A 16,574-nucleotide genomic window follows, 5' to 3' on the forward strand; every position below is an offset into this window, starting at 1 on the left:
TTTTCATTTTAATTACTACCACCTTAAAAATTGTTTTCAGTAGGTCGTTGCAATACGAGCGACAAATTCAATTTAAAAGCGCTACAGCAAAAAAAAGAAATTGTAAAAGGTCATATGGCAGAGATCATCTGCAAATAGTATTGCTTGTACAAGTACAGCTAATCTTTAATCTCATTAAGTGGAGAAAACGATTCAAAACGTCAAAAAATTGCAAGATCTAATTTCATAAAAACTGCATTTTATAATTTTTTTATTACCATATTGTTGTAGAAAATTAGTTTTTAAAACTACTATTTTTGAAAGTCCTATTTAATAGAAATACAGCATGAAAATACTACACACTGCCGACTGGCATTTAGGAAAGAAACTGGATCACTTTTCTCGTTTGGAAGAACAAAAGAAAGTAATGAATGAAATATGCACAATAGCGGATGTCCAAAATGCGGATGTAGTTATCGTAGCAGGGGATTTATTTGATACGTTCAATCCACCAGTCGAAGCTGTAGATTTGTTATATAAGACGTTGAAAAAATTGACTAATAATGGCAAACGTCCTGTAATTGCTATTGCGGGAAATCACGATAGTCCAGATCGAATTGATGCTCCAAATCCTTTGGCTAGAGCATGTGGGATTCTTTTTGTAGGGAATCCTGATGTGACCATTCCTACTGTCACCATCGAAAACGGTTTTGAAATTACGCAATCGGAAAATGGATTTTTAGAAATTCAACTGCCGCAATATGAATTTCCTATTCGCATTATCACAACCCCTTATGCGAACGAGATGCGCTTGAAAACCTATTTAGGAGCCGAAAATAAGGAGGGACAATTGAATCAATTATTACAAGATTCTTGGGCGGCGTTAGCTGATAAATACTGCGATACTAAAGGAGTTAATATCCTAACCACCCATTTGTATATGCTGAAACGTGGAGGCGAAATCTTAGAAGAACCAGAGGGTGAAAAACCGTTGCGAATTGGTAATGCAGATATAGTTTACACGGATTGCATTCCACACCAAATTCAATATACCGCTTTGGGACATTTACATCGTTTTCAAAACGTGGGGGGACATCCTAATCCAGTCGTGTATTCCAGTAGTCCGTTGTGCTATAGTTTTGCAGAAGCGGGTCAGGATAAAAAAGTAGTTCTAATTGAAGCACAACCAAACGAGGTTGTAAAATTTACAGATATTCCGCTGCAATCGGGTAGGGTTTTACATCGAAAACGGTTTGAAAATACAGACGAAGCAGTAATTTGGTTATTAGAAAACCCGTACTGTTTGGTTGAGCTGACTTTGGTTAGCGATACTTTTTTCGCCAGTCAAGATTTAAAAAGAATCCATGAAAGTCACGACGGAATTATCTTTATTATTCCAATTGTGACTAAGGATGGGAATGCGGAACAACACACTCCAAAAGTAAATTTAGATCAGAATATTCAGGGATTGTTCAAAGATTACTTTGTATCGAAACACAAACAGGAACCGAACGAGGAACTATTGGATTTGTTTAATGAGATCATTGGAAGTCAAGCTAAAAACGACTAAAAAAACCTTTTATGTTACCACTAAAGTTAAGTATAACCGGTTTGTATTCCTATCAGAAAAGGCAAACGATAGATTTTGAAGAATTGACTAATGCTGGATTATTCGGCATTTTTGGAGCAGTAGGATCCGGAAAATCTTCTATTTTGGAAGCGATTGGTTTTGTTTTATATGGGGACACGGAGCGTTTAAACAAGACAGACAAGCGTTCCTATAATATGTTGAATCTAAAATCTGATAAGGCCAATATCGAATTTGAATTCTTAAATTTTGAAGAACGGAAATTCAAATTTGTAGCCGATTGGAAGCGGAAAAAACGCTTTGAAGAAACCACTCCTATTGAACGTCTGGCCTATGAATGGAAAGGGGAGGAATGGGTTCCAATGAATTCTGCTGATGCCACTATCATCATTGGTTTAACCTATGAAAATTTTCGTCGGACCATTATCATTCCACAAGGAAAATTTAAGGAATTTTTAGATTTGAAAGGCAAAGATCGTTCGGATATGATGAAAGAGATTTTTCACCTTCAACGTTTTGATTTAGCATCCAAAGTGGGATTATTACAGAGTGCCACCAGAACAAAACTAGATCAATTAAAAGGCGCTTTATCAGGATTTGAAGCTATTTCTGCTGATGCTATTTTGGCCTTAGAGAAGGAAGTTATAGCATCGAATAACGAATTGAAAAACGATAAAATAGGGTTAAGTTTAGTTGAAAAAGAACTAAATGAACTCAATACATTAAAGGCAAACTTTGAAGATTTAGAAAAAAAGCAACAGCAGCTTTCTAAATTGAATGCTGAAAAAGTGAAGATGAATGCTTTAGAGTTGGAAATCGATTTGTTCGAAAAAACGGAACGGAATTTTAAATCCACTTTAATCACTCTAAAAACAGAGAAAACGGCTTTGGAAAAAGCGAAAGAAAATCTGATTACTATTGAAAATAAGAAGAAATCAGTAGTGGAAAACAATTTGAAAAGTCAATCTGCTTTAGAAATAATCCAGCCTGATTTTGAAACGCTTGACATTTCTAAGCATAAAGTATCCGATTTAGAATCGATTGAAAAAATTGTAATTGCAAAGAGTGCTTTGGCCGTTTTAGATGAAAAAATAAAAGTGGAAGAAGCTTTGTTTTTAGCTAGTGAGAAAATAGAAAAGGATCTAGTCGCAAAATTGGAGATAATTCTGAGTCAGTTGGTCGAGGCCAAAAAAAATCGATTGGATACTTCTTTATTATTTGATTTAGGAACTTGGTATCAGCAGCAGCGAAATCTCCAAAATAATTTTGATGTACTTAACATAAAACTTAATTCTTTGAAGCAAGAATTAAAGTTAAAAACAGCAGCTTTTCTACTTTTGGAACTGCCTTTTGATAGTTGGAAAAAGGTGTTAGCAACTAAAGCAGAAACAATTTTTTTCGAAAAAGAAAAAGCAATTGAAATAAGAAATAAACTTTTAGTATCGAAAGAGTTGGTTCACTATGCTGAAAATTTGCACGATGGCGAAAATTGCCCGCTTTGCGGTTCGCAAGAACATCCAAATGTGATGCAAGGGGAAGATCTTTCGAATCAATTAGTAATTATTACCCATACAATTACTGGTTTAGCCGATAAAGAAACGCAAATCAGTTTGAAAAAGACACAAGCTGAAAAATTAGAATTCGAAATAAATCATGTTCAATCGCAATGGAAAGGAATTATTACGGAAGGCGAAACCATCGAAAAGGAACAAAAAATACATCTGTCAAATTTCACTTGGAAAGATTTTGATGCAAAAGATTCGCAGTCTTTTGAATCGACAAAAACACAACAACACCTTTTAGAAAAAGAAATAGTAGTTTTAGAAAAGGACGAAAACGAACTTCGCAAGGAGCGGGAAAGTATTTCGTTGGTACTAAAAAACAACAATACTTCGAAGGGAGAATTCGAAGCAATAAAAGCTACAAAAAAGGGCGCTGTTGCTAATGAATTGTCGCAATTGAAAGTACTTTCTTATGTCGATTACGAATCAATTTCAGCTGCTTCAATTCAAGCTGAAAAAATCATCCTGCATAATAAAAATATAAAAATAGCTACAGATTATCAAGCGATAAAGGAGCAAATTGCAATTCAAAATCAAGAAATAGCAACGCTCACAGGAAGTTTAATTACATTACAATTACAAGTAACTGAGAATGAAAAAACTCTAGTACAGACACAAAAAATAATTGCCAAATTACTGCAAGAACATTCTTTTTCATCAGTTGAAGAAGTGAGAACAATACTTTTAAAAAACTGGAATATAGCAGCAGAAAAAGAGAAAGTGAAAGTTTTTACCGGGAATTTACTAATTGTTATTAATTCTGTTTCCGAAGCGGAGAAACTAATCCTTGGTAAAACTTTCGAAAATAAAATTTTAGAAGAAAAAACAGCACAATTTTCTACTTTCAAATTAAAATTTGAAACTCAATTAGGAATTGTTTCTGCTTTACAAGATAATTTGAAACGCGTTCAGGCACAATTTGTTGAAAAAGCAGATTTGCTAGCCCAATTTGAACTATTAAATACCCGTGCGACTAATTTAGTTACGCTGGCAAATATGTTTAATGCAAGTGGCTTTGTAAACTATGTTTCGAGTATTTATTTACAAAATTTAGCCGATGTGGCCAATGTTCGTTTTCATCGCATGACCAAAAACCAATTGAGTCTAACGATTAATAGTTCCAATGAGTTTGAGGTAATTGATTATCTCAACAATGGAGTTTCGAGGAGTGTGAAAACGCTTTCCGGAGGTCAAGGATTTCAAGCTTCTTTATGCTTGGCTCTGGCTTTGGCAGAAAGTGTTCAGTCCTTAAATAAAAACGATAAGAATTTCTTTTTTATTGATGAAGGTTTTGGAACGCAAGATCCCGAAAGTGTTGCTGTGGTTTTTGAAACGTTGCAATCGCTGTACAAAGAGAACCGAATTGTTGGAATTATTTCCCATGTAGCCGAACTGCAAGAACGGATTCCCCGCTCAATTAATGTCTTTAAACAGGAGGAAAAAGGAAGTGTGATAAGCGAAAGTTGGAATTAAAACGAGGTATTTTTTATAAAAAATATTGGAGTAATCAGCTTTCACAATTCGTGCTTTTTTGATGCATATTTCACTGAAAATTTAAAAGAGGTTCAACGGTGTAATTCTTTACTTTTTTAATTGGTTAAAAAGGTATTGAGATTTGCTTTTTAATAGTACAATCTAAAATCAAGGAGCTTACAAAGAGCAAAGTGCTTTTCATGTAATTCTTCAACGATTTGTATCAGATCATCTTCGTCTTGGCACAAACTGAAAAATACTTTATCCAAATGAATGCTACTTAGATTATCGAATTTTGCTCCATAACCCGAAATTGCTCTTGCTCCGGTAATATCTAAAAAGTACTGGGCTTCTTCCGCGCTTAAGTCCACCACCTTTTCATTTGCGAAGTGTACAATTTTACCTTTCAATTTTCCTTCAAATAATTCCGCTATTTCTTCTAAACTGTAGTAATATTCATTGATGCAAATACTGTTTTCCTCGCCTTGCATCACTAAATAGATAATTTCATAATCCGTAAAATTGTGATCGTCATAGAGTAAAGCACTTAAACTATCGTCCAAACCTTCAATCGTATCGCATGTTTTGTAAATACTTGAAATCCCATGCGTAAAAGCCAATTGTTCTAAGCTTTTGACCACTTCTGTTGTAGTGTCAGTTTCTACATCAGGGACGGCTTCAAGGCAGAAAATAAATTTATCCTGATCCATTGTCATTTTAAGTAGGTGTATATTACTAACAAATGTATGATTTTATAAAGACAAAAACTTGAAAAGCGAAGAGAGTTCGAAGGTGATTTTGATGTGGTGGGTGATCTGCAGGGATAAAGACATCATTTTTTTTGGTCATTAGGTGAATCTGCCAAATAGACGTCTACTATTGCCTAACAAAACGCATGAAGTGAAAGTAATCATTAGGCATGCCGAGTAGGCAGAGTAGAAGTATGGTGCTCATAATTAGTTTAATAATTGTATTATTTATTTTGCAAATTATCTAAATTTATGTGTTCAAAGTGAGGTAATGCAATTGATTTTAAATAATTATTTACTAATTCATCAATCTTACTTTCCGTATCAACATCCTCTTCTAAGTACAATTCTAAAAATAACGGTGTTCTACATAGCAGTGTTTTTTAAATTTTCAATAAACCTTATTTCTGCCGGTTCAAATTCGCCATCTACCAAGGCCATTTCATTTAGTCTTCCAATAATTTGATTTTCAACCTCATTACTAGAAAATTTCAAGTCCTTAAATGTTAACATTGGCAATACTTTTGTGTCCATTAACGTAAATAAGTCTTTCTTTTCAGTATTGGTGAAATCATCTAAATTTTTAATTATTTCAGATAAAAATATTTTTTCGGACTCTTCAATTTTTCCATCTGCTTTTGCTAAATAAATCATTAACTTTATTTCAATGAGTCTATTTGTTTTAAGTTTGAACTTTTTAGTTTTAAAAATTTTGGATAAAAAACTTGTCGTTGTTTTTGCCGCATTTTTTAAGTCCATTTTTAATTCTTCGGGATTAGAGTAAAGATGGAGGCTGGGTGCGGAATTGTAGTCAATTATAACGCCACTGTGGATTACATTAGATAAAATATGCTTGTAATTAAACTCAACGCACTTAATACATTTATAGGCTATTTTTTCTGTCAAAACCTTAGGGAATGAGTTTTTATCTAAATTTAATTCTTGTTCTAAGATCTCACAATGTTTCTTTTCAAACTCAGAGTAGTCATTTTTTACGACCGTATTATGCTGATAAAATAATTCTTTTTTATCATTTAGATGTGAAAAGTAATCTTCGATCGTACTTAGATCCAATTGTAATGCAGGACCATTAATTATAATTTTCTGGTGTTTTTTGTTCTCTATTTTGGATACAACAAAGTCTAATTCTCCAAACTCTCCCATACCATCACAATTACGGCAGTCTGTTAACCCGTATCTTTTTCTGTCTTCATAACAATAATTGCAGGTGATGGTTCTTTTTCCCGAACATTTAGAGCAAGTAACTTTGCCTGTAACATTACAAGTCATACATTTTACCTTACCTTTTCCTGAGCAGGAAGAACAGTTGACAAATTTTTCTGATGTTTTTCCACTAGCCAGACGAACTGTTTTTTTTACTTTTCCCGATCCTCCACATCCAGTGAATAGGCCTCCGCATCGATTCCAGCCTTCTCCACTACATTTAGGACAAGAAACTTTTCCTTCTCCAATACATTCGTCGCATTCCCAGGAATGATTCCCATTACAAACTGTGTCATAACAGCTTACTAAACCATCTCCAGAACATTCCTTGCAACTACATGTCTTTACAGAATCTTGCAAGTAAAATAGTTGCTGTTTCTCCAAAAATCTATCGTTGTCGGTTTCAATTGGAAATTCCAAACGGACATCTTTTGGACTACAATGTACTTTTTCACTTTTTATAGTATCACATTTATCCCTAATCAAGCTGTCATTTAAAAAAGCCTTGTTTCTAACTGGAGGGGTGTTGTTTTGTAATGAAATAAATGATTTCTTTAAATTATCGCCAATAGGGAATTCAATATAGTGAATAACTCTGTCTATAGTTTTATATTCAAAATTGAGTAATAGATACTCACATTGTTTTAAATCATCCAATAGAATTATTTTATTGTAGAAATCGTTTTCAAGACTCTTAACTATATTTTTTACTTTTGTTAAATCCATTGTTACATTTTTTAATTTATTGTTCTTATTTGTCTTTTTTAAATAAGATGCTATTTGGTTTTTGAAGTCTGTTTAACGTATTCTATTAGTTTGCTCCTCCTTTTAATTCAACACAATTTCTGCCCAGATTGGGATATGATCCGAAATAGTTCGTGCTTCTTTTAAAGAATTGAATTTTTGATAAAACGGAACTACTCCATAATTTTTAACTGTAACTCTTGCGGAATTGTAAAACATATTGTCATATTCTGAAGCTAGGCATTCATTCATTATGCAATCTCTTTTCAAAGAAGTTTTTTGATTGATCAATACTGATCTATATCCCATTTTTTTCAATGGATTGAACACCGTATGCGATTGTGGACAATTGAAATCGCCAGCAAAAATTAGATTTAATGTTGGATATACGGCAGGCAAAAATTTAAAGTATTTGATTTCCGTTTCGGGTTGTTTGCTTTTTGTTATTGCATGAAAGTTAACTACTGTAAATTGCTTGTTTTCGTATTGAAACGTACAATAATAAGGTTCTCTGTCAATCTCTAAGTTGTATTTTTTTTCCAGCCAAGCTTGTCCTATCTTTTTGATTTTATTTGTTTTCCAGATATAGGCATAGCGTTCGGTTTTATAAGCACTGCTGCTCGTTGGGTCACTGATTACATAATCCCATTTGGCTCCTTTTCTATTTAGTTCGTCAGCCAGTCTTGCCACAGCTTGTGCGCCTCCATAACCGGCAACGACTTCTTGGATTGCAATAATATCAAAATCTCTTACTGTATTAGCAATGAATGCTATTTCTTGATTTGATTTCGATTTGCCAATGTTTTCTATATTCCAAGATAGCAGTTTGGTCTGCGCTGATAAAACAGTAGAAAATAATGTTATACAAAGTATAAGAAGTACAATTTTTCTACTGTAATTATTCAAAAGTGATTTCATTTTTTTTATAATCAATTGATATTTTTCCAAATTCAGCCAATGCTGATTGACCAAATAACAAAGGAGCTTCATTATTATGGACTACAGAAGCCCTCACATTCTCAAGGGTTTTATTTCCAATCTTTACACTTTTTAGTCTAATTATTGTTCCTTCAGATATAGCACCTGTAGCATCTTGGAAATTAACATTTCCAATGAAATCCTCTTCCTTTAAAGTCCCCTGTTTGTATAAAAACATCGCTTCTGTGGCAGAGATCGAAATAATGCTTGCTCCTGTATCAAAAATAAAATTCATGTTACTACCATTTATCTCAACTGGTATTTTATAAATCCCGTTTTCTTCTGACATTTTAACCATCGTCTTGCCATGTCTAGTTGAACCGGAGACGGAGTTGTATCTAGTCTTTGCATCTCTTGTATTGTTTCTGCCAGATCTAGAGCATCTCGTACAGTCTGTCAATAACATTGAAAAAGCAATTGCTGCTATGCCGTATGCTATATTAATTGTCTTGATTTTCAATTTTACCTATTTTTGGAATAATTTGTATTAAAAATTGTTGATTTTTTGTTTCATCCTTCCCACTATAACGACCTACACCTCTTATACCACTACCAGCGACTTGAAGTTCGCAAAAATTGGGGTCAAAATGGATATTATTACTATCCCATAGCTTTAAAAGAGATAGTGCGCGTTGATAACTTAAATTATCATTATACTGATAATTATCCTTTGAAGCCATACCTTCAATTATTATCATGTATTTGATATCGTTGTTTTTATATTCACTTTGTAACCTAACAATTAAACTTTCAATGTTTTTCCCTACATCTAATAGGTAATCCTTATACTCATCTTTAATTTTACTATTAGCTGGATCAAACTGAATTTGCTCTTTTAAAGTGAATCTCTTGTATTCTTCCTGATAAGAAAAATATTTTGTGTCCAATTCCTTTACAGAGTTTTGAATTTCTACTATTTTTTTTAATTGTTCTTCAGTTGCTTTGGACTGTCTTTTCATCATAACAACAGTAAGTACAAATAATACTAACATTATAAAAAAGAGACTGGTCATCAAATCAGCATAACTGGCCCAGAAAAAATTTGTTTTTTTTGACATAATTACTTAAAAATAAATTCAAATATTTTCCACCCGCTAAAGACAACGCCAATGATAGCTCCTGAATAGACAAAAACATATCCTGCATATTTAATTGGTTTTGGGATTTCTATGCCTGTTTGTTGCTTTTGATTTAAAATTGCGTCAGACAGTTTATCTATAGAAGTATTAAGTGCCTCTAATTTGTTGTTTTGGGACTTGGCTTCCTGTTCCATATTAGACATGCTTGTTTTTAATTCCCCTAATTTTTTTAATTCATTTAAATTACCTCTGTCTTCTTTCAACAGTTTTTCTAATAGGTCTTCTTCTTTAATGGTTATATCTGTTATTGCTTTTATTTGTGTATCAATATGTATTTTTAACTGTTCTAAACTCTTACTTAAAACATTATCAACATCAATTACTGCATCTGAAACCATTTGCTTTCTACTGCTTACTTCTCTTAATTCAGATTGCAGAATATCGATGATTTTTTTATTCATATCAATATTTGTACCTATAGAATCTGCTATTTTTTCCATAGAGTGTGTACGTTCTAATTGATCGTTAATACTGTAATTTAACTTTTGAGCATTATCAACAAAAGAGTTAACCTGGTGGAGGTAGGTGTTGAATTTTTCAAATTCTTTCGTGCTCGTTCTAAGTTCCTGTAGCACATTTACATTTAATTTTGCTAACTGAGCAACGTCAACCTCTTTAAGATCATTCATCAAGGTTGTTTGACCTTCAAAAGAATCTAATATGCGGTTCATTAGACCATTAAAATTATGAATGTTAGTTTCAAAAGTATCATTGAATTTAAGCAGATTAGCTTGCAGCGAGTAGATACTTGAGGAAATATTTTGTGATAAAACTGGCAAAAGATGTGTTTGTATCCAAGTAAAGAAATCGTTTTTAAGCCCTTCAGCCTTAGTTTTTGCGCCCTTATACCTCCAACCCGAAAGCAAAACGGTTAATAATAGTCCCGTAAAACTTGCAATCATGGCTATTTTTACCCCGCCAATCAAGATATCAATTGCCTTTTCAAAATTGGCATCGCTAATGCTAGGCATGGCGAAAAGGCCAATAACGATTCCTAACATAGTTCCCATTAATCCTAAATATAAGGGTATAGGTAATAATGTATTTATCTCCTCATCAATTGCATCTGTATTTCGTTCAACTACATCTTTAATTAAATTAAAATCGCTAACCGCTCCTTTATTTCGTAGTAAATAGGTGTTTACTGAACTTAGTACTTTATCGAATACTACATTAGATTCTCCCTTAGATTTTATAAGCGTAATTTCAATATATTTTGATTCCATAGTGTTTTATTATTTTTAAACTTTAAGACTCGTAATTTTACTCATAAAGTAAAGACCATCCCATATCTTGATAATGGTACAAACTACTTCTAGGGATTTTTTCCTCCAAAGTCCCGTTCATTACCCAAACTAAATCAGTACTGTCATGATTGGTTTCATCATCATCATCATCATCATCGGAAAAATCAGTCATCTCAATTTCTCCATTCACATATTCGGGAATATCGATTAAGATCTTCTCAGAAGTACCTTCTTTTGGTAGGTTATCTGCTGAAGTTGAATTACTGTAAATAGAAAGATTATTTAAAATGTATTCCACGGTCACCGTTTTTATTTGATCTTCAGGAATAAAAACTTTTACTGTTTCAAAACTATTAGCCTCCGGTACTATAGTTTTAAAAAGCGATATTTTTTTTGAAGTGGTAATTGCCACTAAGATTTGTGCCATTACAATAATTGCAATTAGACCTCCTATTAGTATATCATGCATATCTATTCGTATTTAATTTTAGCTTTAGTTATCACTACCCATCTATCATTTCTTTTTTCTGCGATTCCGGGTTTTGTGGTTGTAATTTTTTTCGCGTTTTGATTGTGTGCGTTTTGAGATTCACATACAGAATCTAGATATCTATGAGGAGCATTTACAGCTTCACTTATTCCTATTTCATCTGAATCAAAAACAAAAGTAGCTTTTGATTTATCCATATTATCAGCAGTGAATTTATATAAAGTTTGAGTTGGTCTAGGAATGCTAGATTGACTGCGCATATCAAAAAACATATCATTAGGCGTGGCCATGTAAAAAACCTCTTGTGGTTTTTTTGGAGTAACTTCTAATTCAATATGATTTTTTATTTCAGGAATATCACTCTTTACAGAATTATTATTGTAATCTTGAACTGGACTCAAATCTCTTATTTGACTTTTAAGTTTTCTTATCTCGTCATCTAGTTTATTATAATTTATGTTGAAATCAATTTGATTTGTATTCGATTTTGATTCCTTACTTACTTTTTTTAAATGGTTTAAAGAGTCTTCAATTTGAAAGATTTTCTTAGTAAGAAAAAACAGAGCTATCATTATTAATAATATAAATACGCCTATCAGAATAACCCAAAATTTTAAATCGAAAAAAGATGAATTTTTATTTCTTCTGTTTTGGGACCCAAAATCATTGGTGTCATCACTTGCTGTTTCAGTACCTTTTACAATGTTTTCCGAGGTCATTGAATCACTATCTACTGTATCTGAAGTTATGACTTCTTGATCACTAACATTTTCTTTGTCCTCAATATAATTTAATATTTCAGTTTTTAATCGTAGTATTTCTTCTCCTTTTCTCTTATCAGCAAAGGCATAAATTTTACCGAACCTTTTTTGGTCAGAGAAAATTTCCTCAGAAAAAAAATGAGAATAATCTATAATGTTAGATCGTTTTTTTAATTTCTGGAATTCATTAAATAAATCAATGGTACTTGTATATGATTGTGGAATATCATTTATAGTTATTTGCTTATTTTCGTTAGTAACTTTTTCATTTTTAGAAAGTGTCGAATTAATACACACATAAGTGACGTAATCTACTGTTTCGTTTAAGTCAGGACCTATGTTGCTTTGTGCTTTAAGCCCTGTGTTGGATATTATTAATAATATAATCAAAAAGATATTTTTCATGCTCCGTGGATGTTAAGTTCAGTATGGATGTTAAACGCTAGATGATTTATTCCTCCAATTAATGGGTAGAAAAATAATGTTTCATCTATATTTTCGTTTAGATCTCCTTTTAAGTCATTTTTTTTCTCTTGTAATCCTATTTTTAAATTATCTAAAGCATTTTCTTTTAGATAATCTTTATAGGCATTTAAATGCGCTTGATTGATTCCGAAATTATTATTAAAACTAATTTGCTTATTCAATGAAAAGAACCAATCAATAAAACCATTGTATTCAGTAACAACTTCATTTTCTATCGTTGAATTAATATCATTATATGATTTAGTTGTATTCGGAATTAAAATATCTTCTTTAGTTCCCAATAGGACAGTTTTCAGAACATCAATATCTACGTTTTGAGAGTTGCTAATCATTAAAGCTCCTTTACAGCTAATCTCTTTAGGGTTTTCATCTTGCTTTAAATCTATCTTAGGAATTGAATCAGCGTTAAAGATATTCTGAAAAATAATTTGTGTTAATTCTGATAGGCCTTTTAGTTTGTCACTTCCATCGGCGAGATTAATAATTTTAGATCCTGTACCACTAAAAGTAATGTAACGAGGTACATTCAGTGATTGTGCCTTCATCAATTTTGCAATATGATAGATAATAGAAGTGTAAAAAAGAAGGAAGACAATCTTAAAATCATCATTTTGCTTTAATTTTTTACTGAATGATATTGGAATATTATTGTCTTTAATTTTCTTGTTTTTTTCGATCGAAAAGAAAAAAGCAACTATATCCTCGGATTTTCCTTCAGTTATTACCTCTTCTAATACTTTTAGCAGATCATATTGCTTATTTACCTCTAGTAGAAATTTAATACGATCCAAGTATTTTAGGATAAATCCATTTATTTTGGAAGAACGACCAAATGCATCACCGAAAACGTTATTAGCTGCAAAACGGAAAGAAGTTAATAATTCTGAATTATTATTCGTGTAGACTACAACATCTGTTGTACCACCTCCGATATCAATTGACACCACAGGATTTGCTAAAGCATTAACTCCTAACTGTGTATTGTAATAATAGAATGGAGCTATGGACTCCGAAATTTTCTCTGGAGCTATGGATTTATTTATATATTTTTTAAATAACTCATTCCATTTACTCTCCAGTTGGTTAATTCTATAAGTCGACATACTAGAAGGGTAAAGCCAAATTAATTTAGTTTTATTTAAATCACCTCCATTTAACAACACTTTGTTTCTGATTAAAAATAAAAGATTTTCAAAATAGGCATCGATTACTTTTGATTCATTTGGGTTATTGGTGTAATTGGACCATTTTAAATTTGTTCGGATAAAAGAGTTTTTATGAATTGGATATTTCTCATAATCGAAAGGAATATTAAAATCAGATAAGGCATAGGTATCTCTATTTAAATCTAAATTCTTTTTTGAGTTTATAATTGTTCTCTGTGGAAAATGAAATTCAGAGTTCTTATTTAATTCTTCAGGGATTAATTCTTGAACTACTATATCAAATAAACGCGTTGCACTTACGGCATTGATTGACTTAATTGTTTCTGGGTTGTTAAGATCATACAAAGTAGCTGTTTGCATGTCATTTTGTACGATTTCAAATGGTTTTGGCTCTCCATTATCTTTACGATACTCGATATGCGTATTAGTGGTGCCAAAGTCAACAGCAAAGGTAAACGCAGCAGCACCATGAGTAATCGTTTTAAATAGCGGAATAACCACTCCATTTGCCCAATTATTTTTCACAACAATATAATCAAAGCCTTCTTCTAAAACATAATATTCAGAAGATATATTATCAATAGCTTTTTCACTTCTTTGTTTTACTGCTTTTTCTATTACCTTCTTATTATCTTTATTTTTAAAAAAATCAAGACTGTATTTATTATTTTTATTGTGCTCTAGGATATCTCTATCCATAAAAGCAATCCTATAAAAATTTTGTGTATCCTCCTCTAATTTCAAAAATGGAAACAGCGTTAATCCAAATTGATTTTCAATTATAGCCCCCTTATTTCTAGTCAAATCAGGTTCTGGAATTTGATACTCCTTCATTGGAGGATAATACGTTCTTTCGTAGGTTACGTATTTTCTGTTTTTGATCGGGATACGAAGTGTCACATTTACGCCACCAGTTGAAGATTGTTTGATTTCAATTGTTTTTTTTCCGTCTGAAGTAACTCCTTGTAAGTCTTCCACATTGAAATAATCAAAATATTCCTTTTTTACAGGTAATAAAAAACCTTTAGAAATTTCTCCTGAGTCTATTGAAAAATTACCATTGAAGAATTTATCATTATCAATGGGGTAAATAGTGCGAATTATATATGGTTCTAAGAAATCACTAATGGTTAGGTATGGGTAAACTGAATCATCATAAGGTAACGTTCTTTCTTTTATAGGACTGTCATCTGATATATTTGCCCTATTATTTCTATCCCAAATTGCCGTTGTATAAAATGTTTCATCTGGATGATTATCAATTGGTAATACCAATGGTTTACTACCCTCTTTGTATTTTTCAGAATCTATAACAAATCCACTATTATTTTGGATATCAATGGGACTTTCTGTTTTTTTACGAAGTGGAAAACCTAAAATTTCGACAATACCATCACCCGCTATTGTTAGTTTTTCAAATTCGGTATTAAAGTTATCTTCAGTATAATTATTTAAAATGGTCCTTTGCTCATGAGAAAGCATTTTATAATTCATTTCTAAATAATCATCTACCCCTTTAAAAAGGGGATTGAAACTAGGCATAAATTTACGTATCCCAAAAATAAATTTTTGAAAATTAAAATCCCTTTTATATAATGGCTGATAATGATCATCAAAAACAATGTCAGTACCAAATTGAATATCAATATCTAGTTTATTAGCAGAGGTGAAAAATAAAGTTGCTGGAGAAGTCCCTCCAATTATGTTTAATTCATTGTTTCCTTTCTTGTAATTAAGAAGATATAGTCTTTGAATTTTGTCAAAATTATAGGCTTTGGCATCTTGCTCTAAATACAATTTTAATGTTTCTCCTAATAGTTTGTGTTTGGGATTAGAAGAATGTAATAACTTGTTTAAATCATTGGCTTTATCCCAAATTACAATATTAATTTTTTCCTTTAATTTATCACTATTAAAAAATATTTCTCCTACATCTAAACAATCGGAAACCATTTTATGAAAAATAGTTTTACCATCCACCTGATTTAAATTAACCAAGTTTTCAAATGCTGTTTTTACCAGATCCATTCTCGCAAATGGACTTGGTATCGAGGTTATTTCTGTATTAGCAGATGACCCGTTGGGATCTTTTATTGCTTCAATGGCATTTTTACCATAAGCCGTTGAAGTTTGCCAGTCCTCTATATTATTACTACCATCATGGAAACGAAATACTTTTGCCATTTTCTTAGAATTTATATTTTTCTTTTACTAAAGATTCAGTTGTGTTATAAAATAGATCCATAAACTGCTGTTCTTGTGAACCTGTTTTTAATATTTCTTTGTCATGTTTAGAGAGTAAAAAATCATAACGATTGTAATTTTTACCTGATTCTAACCAGCTAATATTCGGCTTTACATTTTTAACCATTTCAAATAAATTGTTATCATTAACATTAAGGTTTAATGGGGAAAAACTTCGCTGATTGTGCGCCATTTCATTTAACCATTCCACGTAATACTGATTGAATCTTTTTAAATAATTACTATAAAAAGGTTGTGTTAAAAGATTGGAAATATTTACATTTTTAGCCCAGTTTTGATCTGTACTTTCTAGAACCTTGTCTCTTAAATACACTAAAAATTTAGTGTATTGCGTTAATGGTTTTTTTAATTGTAATTGTGTGGAATCTCCAAGATTCTCAAATATTAAAGAATTGGAATTTGATTTAATACCAAATTCTTTATAAAAAGGGTTTTCAGCTTTACCATCTATAGTAACTAATTCTGTAGCATCCTTTTTTGCAAAATCTATTATTGAAAGCGCTGCCGCCATTTCAAGGAAATGAGCATCATTTTTTTGATTTGCCGCTCCTTCCACATTTGGATAGTCTTTCGTTATGTCATCTCCCAGATAATAGAGCGCATTTACAGAATTGTTTCCACTAATATTTTTTTCATATGTGTTTTGTTTGTTGTTTTTTAAAAAAAAGGCAATAATTAGTTAATGAAAGTCTAATTTCATTACTTGTAAATTGATGTTTAATT

13 protein-coding genes are annotated in these 16,574 nt (G+C 31.7%); 2 read left to right on the top strand and 11 right to left on the bottom strand.

Annotated elements, in window-relative coordinates; translation table 11 throughout:
• Positions 1-325 precede the first annotated feature (325 nt).
• A complete protein-coding gene (locus tag IWX83_RS13285; RefSeq protein WP_196830288.1) occupies positions 326-1,549 on the top strand; it encodes an exonuclease subunit SbcD in 1,224 nt (407 codons plus the stop codon).
• An 11-nt stretch (positions 1,550-1,560) separates the two neighbouring features.
• Positions 1,561-4,602 carry an AAA family ATPase gene (locus IWX83_RS13290; RefSeq protein WP_196830290.1) on the top strand — a complete coding sequence of 1,014 codons (3,042 nt, stop codon included), beginning with the start codon at positions 1,561-1,563 and terminating at the stop codon, positions 4,600-4,602.
• A 149-nt stretch (positions 4,603-4,751) separates the two neighbouring features.
• Here the strand turns inward: IWX83_RS13290 and IWX83_RS13295 are convergent, their stop codons facing one another.
• The 11 genes from IWX83_RS13295 to IWX83_RS13340 all read right to left on the bottom strand — a co-directional run bounded on the left by IWX83_RS13295 (position 4,752) and on the right by IWX83_RS13340 (position 16,407).
• The gene (locus IWX83_RS13295; protein ID WP_196830291.1) at positions 4,752-5,312 is read right to left on the bottom strand and encodes a DUF6642 family protein; all 561 of its coding nucleotides are present in this window, start codon (positions 5,310-5,312) and stop codon (positions 4,752-4,754) included.
• 166 nt (positions 5,313-5,478) lie between these two features.
• On the bottom strand, positions 5,479-5,595 hold the full coding sequence (locus IWX83_RS17475) for a DUF6804 family protein (protein ID WP_370568423.1): 117 nt from the start codon (positions 5,593-5,595) through the stop codon (positions 5,479-5,481).
• Between the two features lie 122 nt (positions 5,596-5,717).
• Positions 5,718-7,301, bottom strand: coding sequence for a TerB family tellurite resistance protein (locus IWX83_RS13300; RefSeq protein WP_196830293.1), 1,584 nt, complete (start codon positions 7,299-7,301; stop codon positions 5,718-5,720).
• A gap of 102 nt (positions 7,302-7,403) precedes the next feature.
• Positions 7,404-8,237 carry an endonuclease/exonuclease/phosphatase family protein gene (locus IWX83_RS13305; RefSeq protein ID WP_196830295.1) on the bottom strand — a complete coding sequence of 278 codons (834 nt, stop codon included), beginning with the start codon at positions 8,235-8,237 and terminating at the stop codon, positions 7,404-7,406.
• Positions 8,218-8,757 (bottom strand): TIGR02281 family clan AA aspartic protease, encoded by a 540-nt coding sequence (locus tag IWX83_RS13310; RefSeq protein WP_196830297.1) that lies wholly within the window; start codon positions 8,755-8,757, stop codon positions 8,218-8,220. The genes IWX83_RS13305 and IWX83_RS13310 overlap by 20 nt, the downstream gene beginning before the upstream one ends.
• On the bottom strand, positions 8,738-9,355 hold the full coding sequence (locus tag IWX83_RS13315; protein ID WP_196830299.1) for a hypothetical protein: 618 nt from the start codon (positions 9,353-9,355) through the stop codon (positions 8,738-8,740). Before IWX83_RS13315 ends, IWX83_RS13310 begins: the two co-directional genes overlap by 20 nt.
• Positions 9,356-9,357: 2 nt before the next feature.
• Complete coding sequence (locus tag IWX83_RS13320) at positions 9,358-10,662, bottom strand: hypothetical protein (RefSeq protein WP_196830301.1); 1,305 nt, start codon at positions 10,660-10,662, stop codon at positions 9,358-9,360.
• Between the two features lie 37 nt (positions 10,663-10,699).
• Positions 10,700-11,152: a hypothetical protein gene (locus tag IWX83_RS13325; RefSeq protein ID WP_196830303.1), complete on the bottom strand. Its 453-nt coding sequence runs from the start codon at positions 11,150-11,152 to the stop codon at positions 10,700-10,702.
• 2 nt (positions 11,153-11,154) lie between these two features.
• Entirely contained in the window at positions 11,155-12,339 is a 1,185-nt protein-coding gene (locus IWX83_RS13330) for a hypothetical protein (protein WP_196830305.1), read from the bottom strand.
• Positions 12,336-15,770, bottom strand: coding sequence for a hypothetical protein (locus IWX83_RS13335; RefSeq protein WP_196830307.1), 3,435 nt, complete (start codon positions 15,768-15,770; stop codon positions 12,336-12,338). The genes IWX83_RS13330 and IWX83_RS13335 overlap by 4 nt, the downstream gene beginning before the upstream one ends.
• A 4-nt stretch (positions 15,771-15,774) precedes the next feature.
• Positions 15,775-16,407 carry a hypothetical protein gene (locus tag IWX83_RS13340; protein ID WP_196830309.1) on the bottom strand — a complete coding sequence of 211 codons (633 nt, stop codon included), beginning with the start codon at positions 16,405-16,407 and terminating at the stop codon, positions 15,775-15,777.
• Positions 16,408-16,574 lie beyond the last annotated feature (167 nt).

It is taken from the genome of Flavobacterium sp. CG_9.1 (genome assembly GCF_015751645.1).
Classification (GTDB): Bacteria; Bacteroidota; Bacteroidia; order Flavobacteriales; family Flavobacteriaceae; genus Flavobacterium; species Flavobacterium xanthum.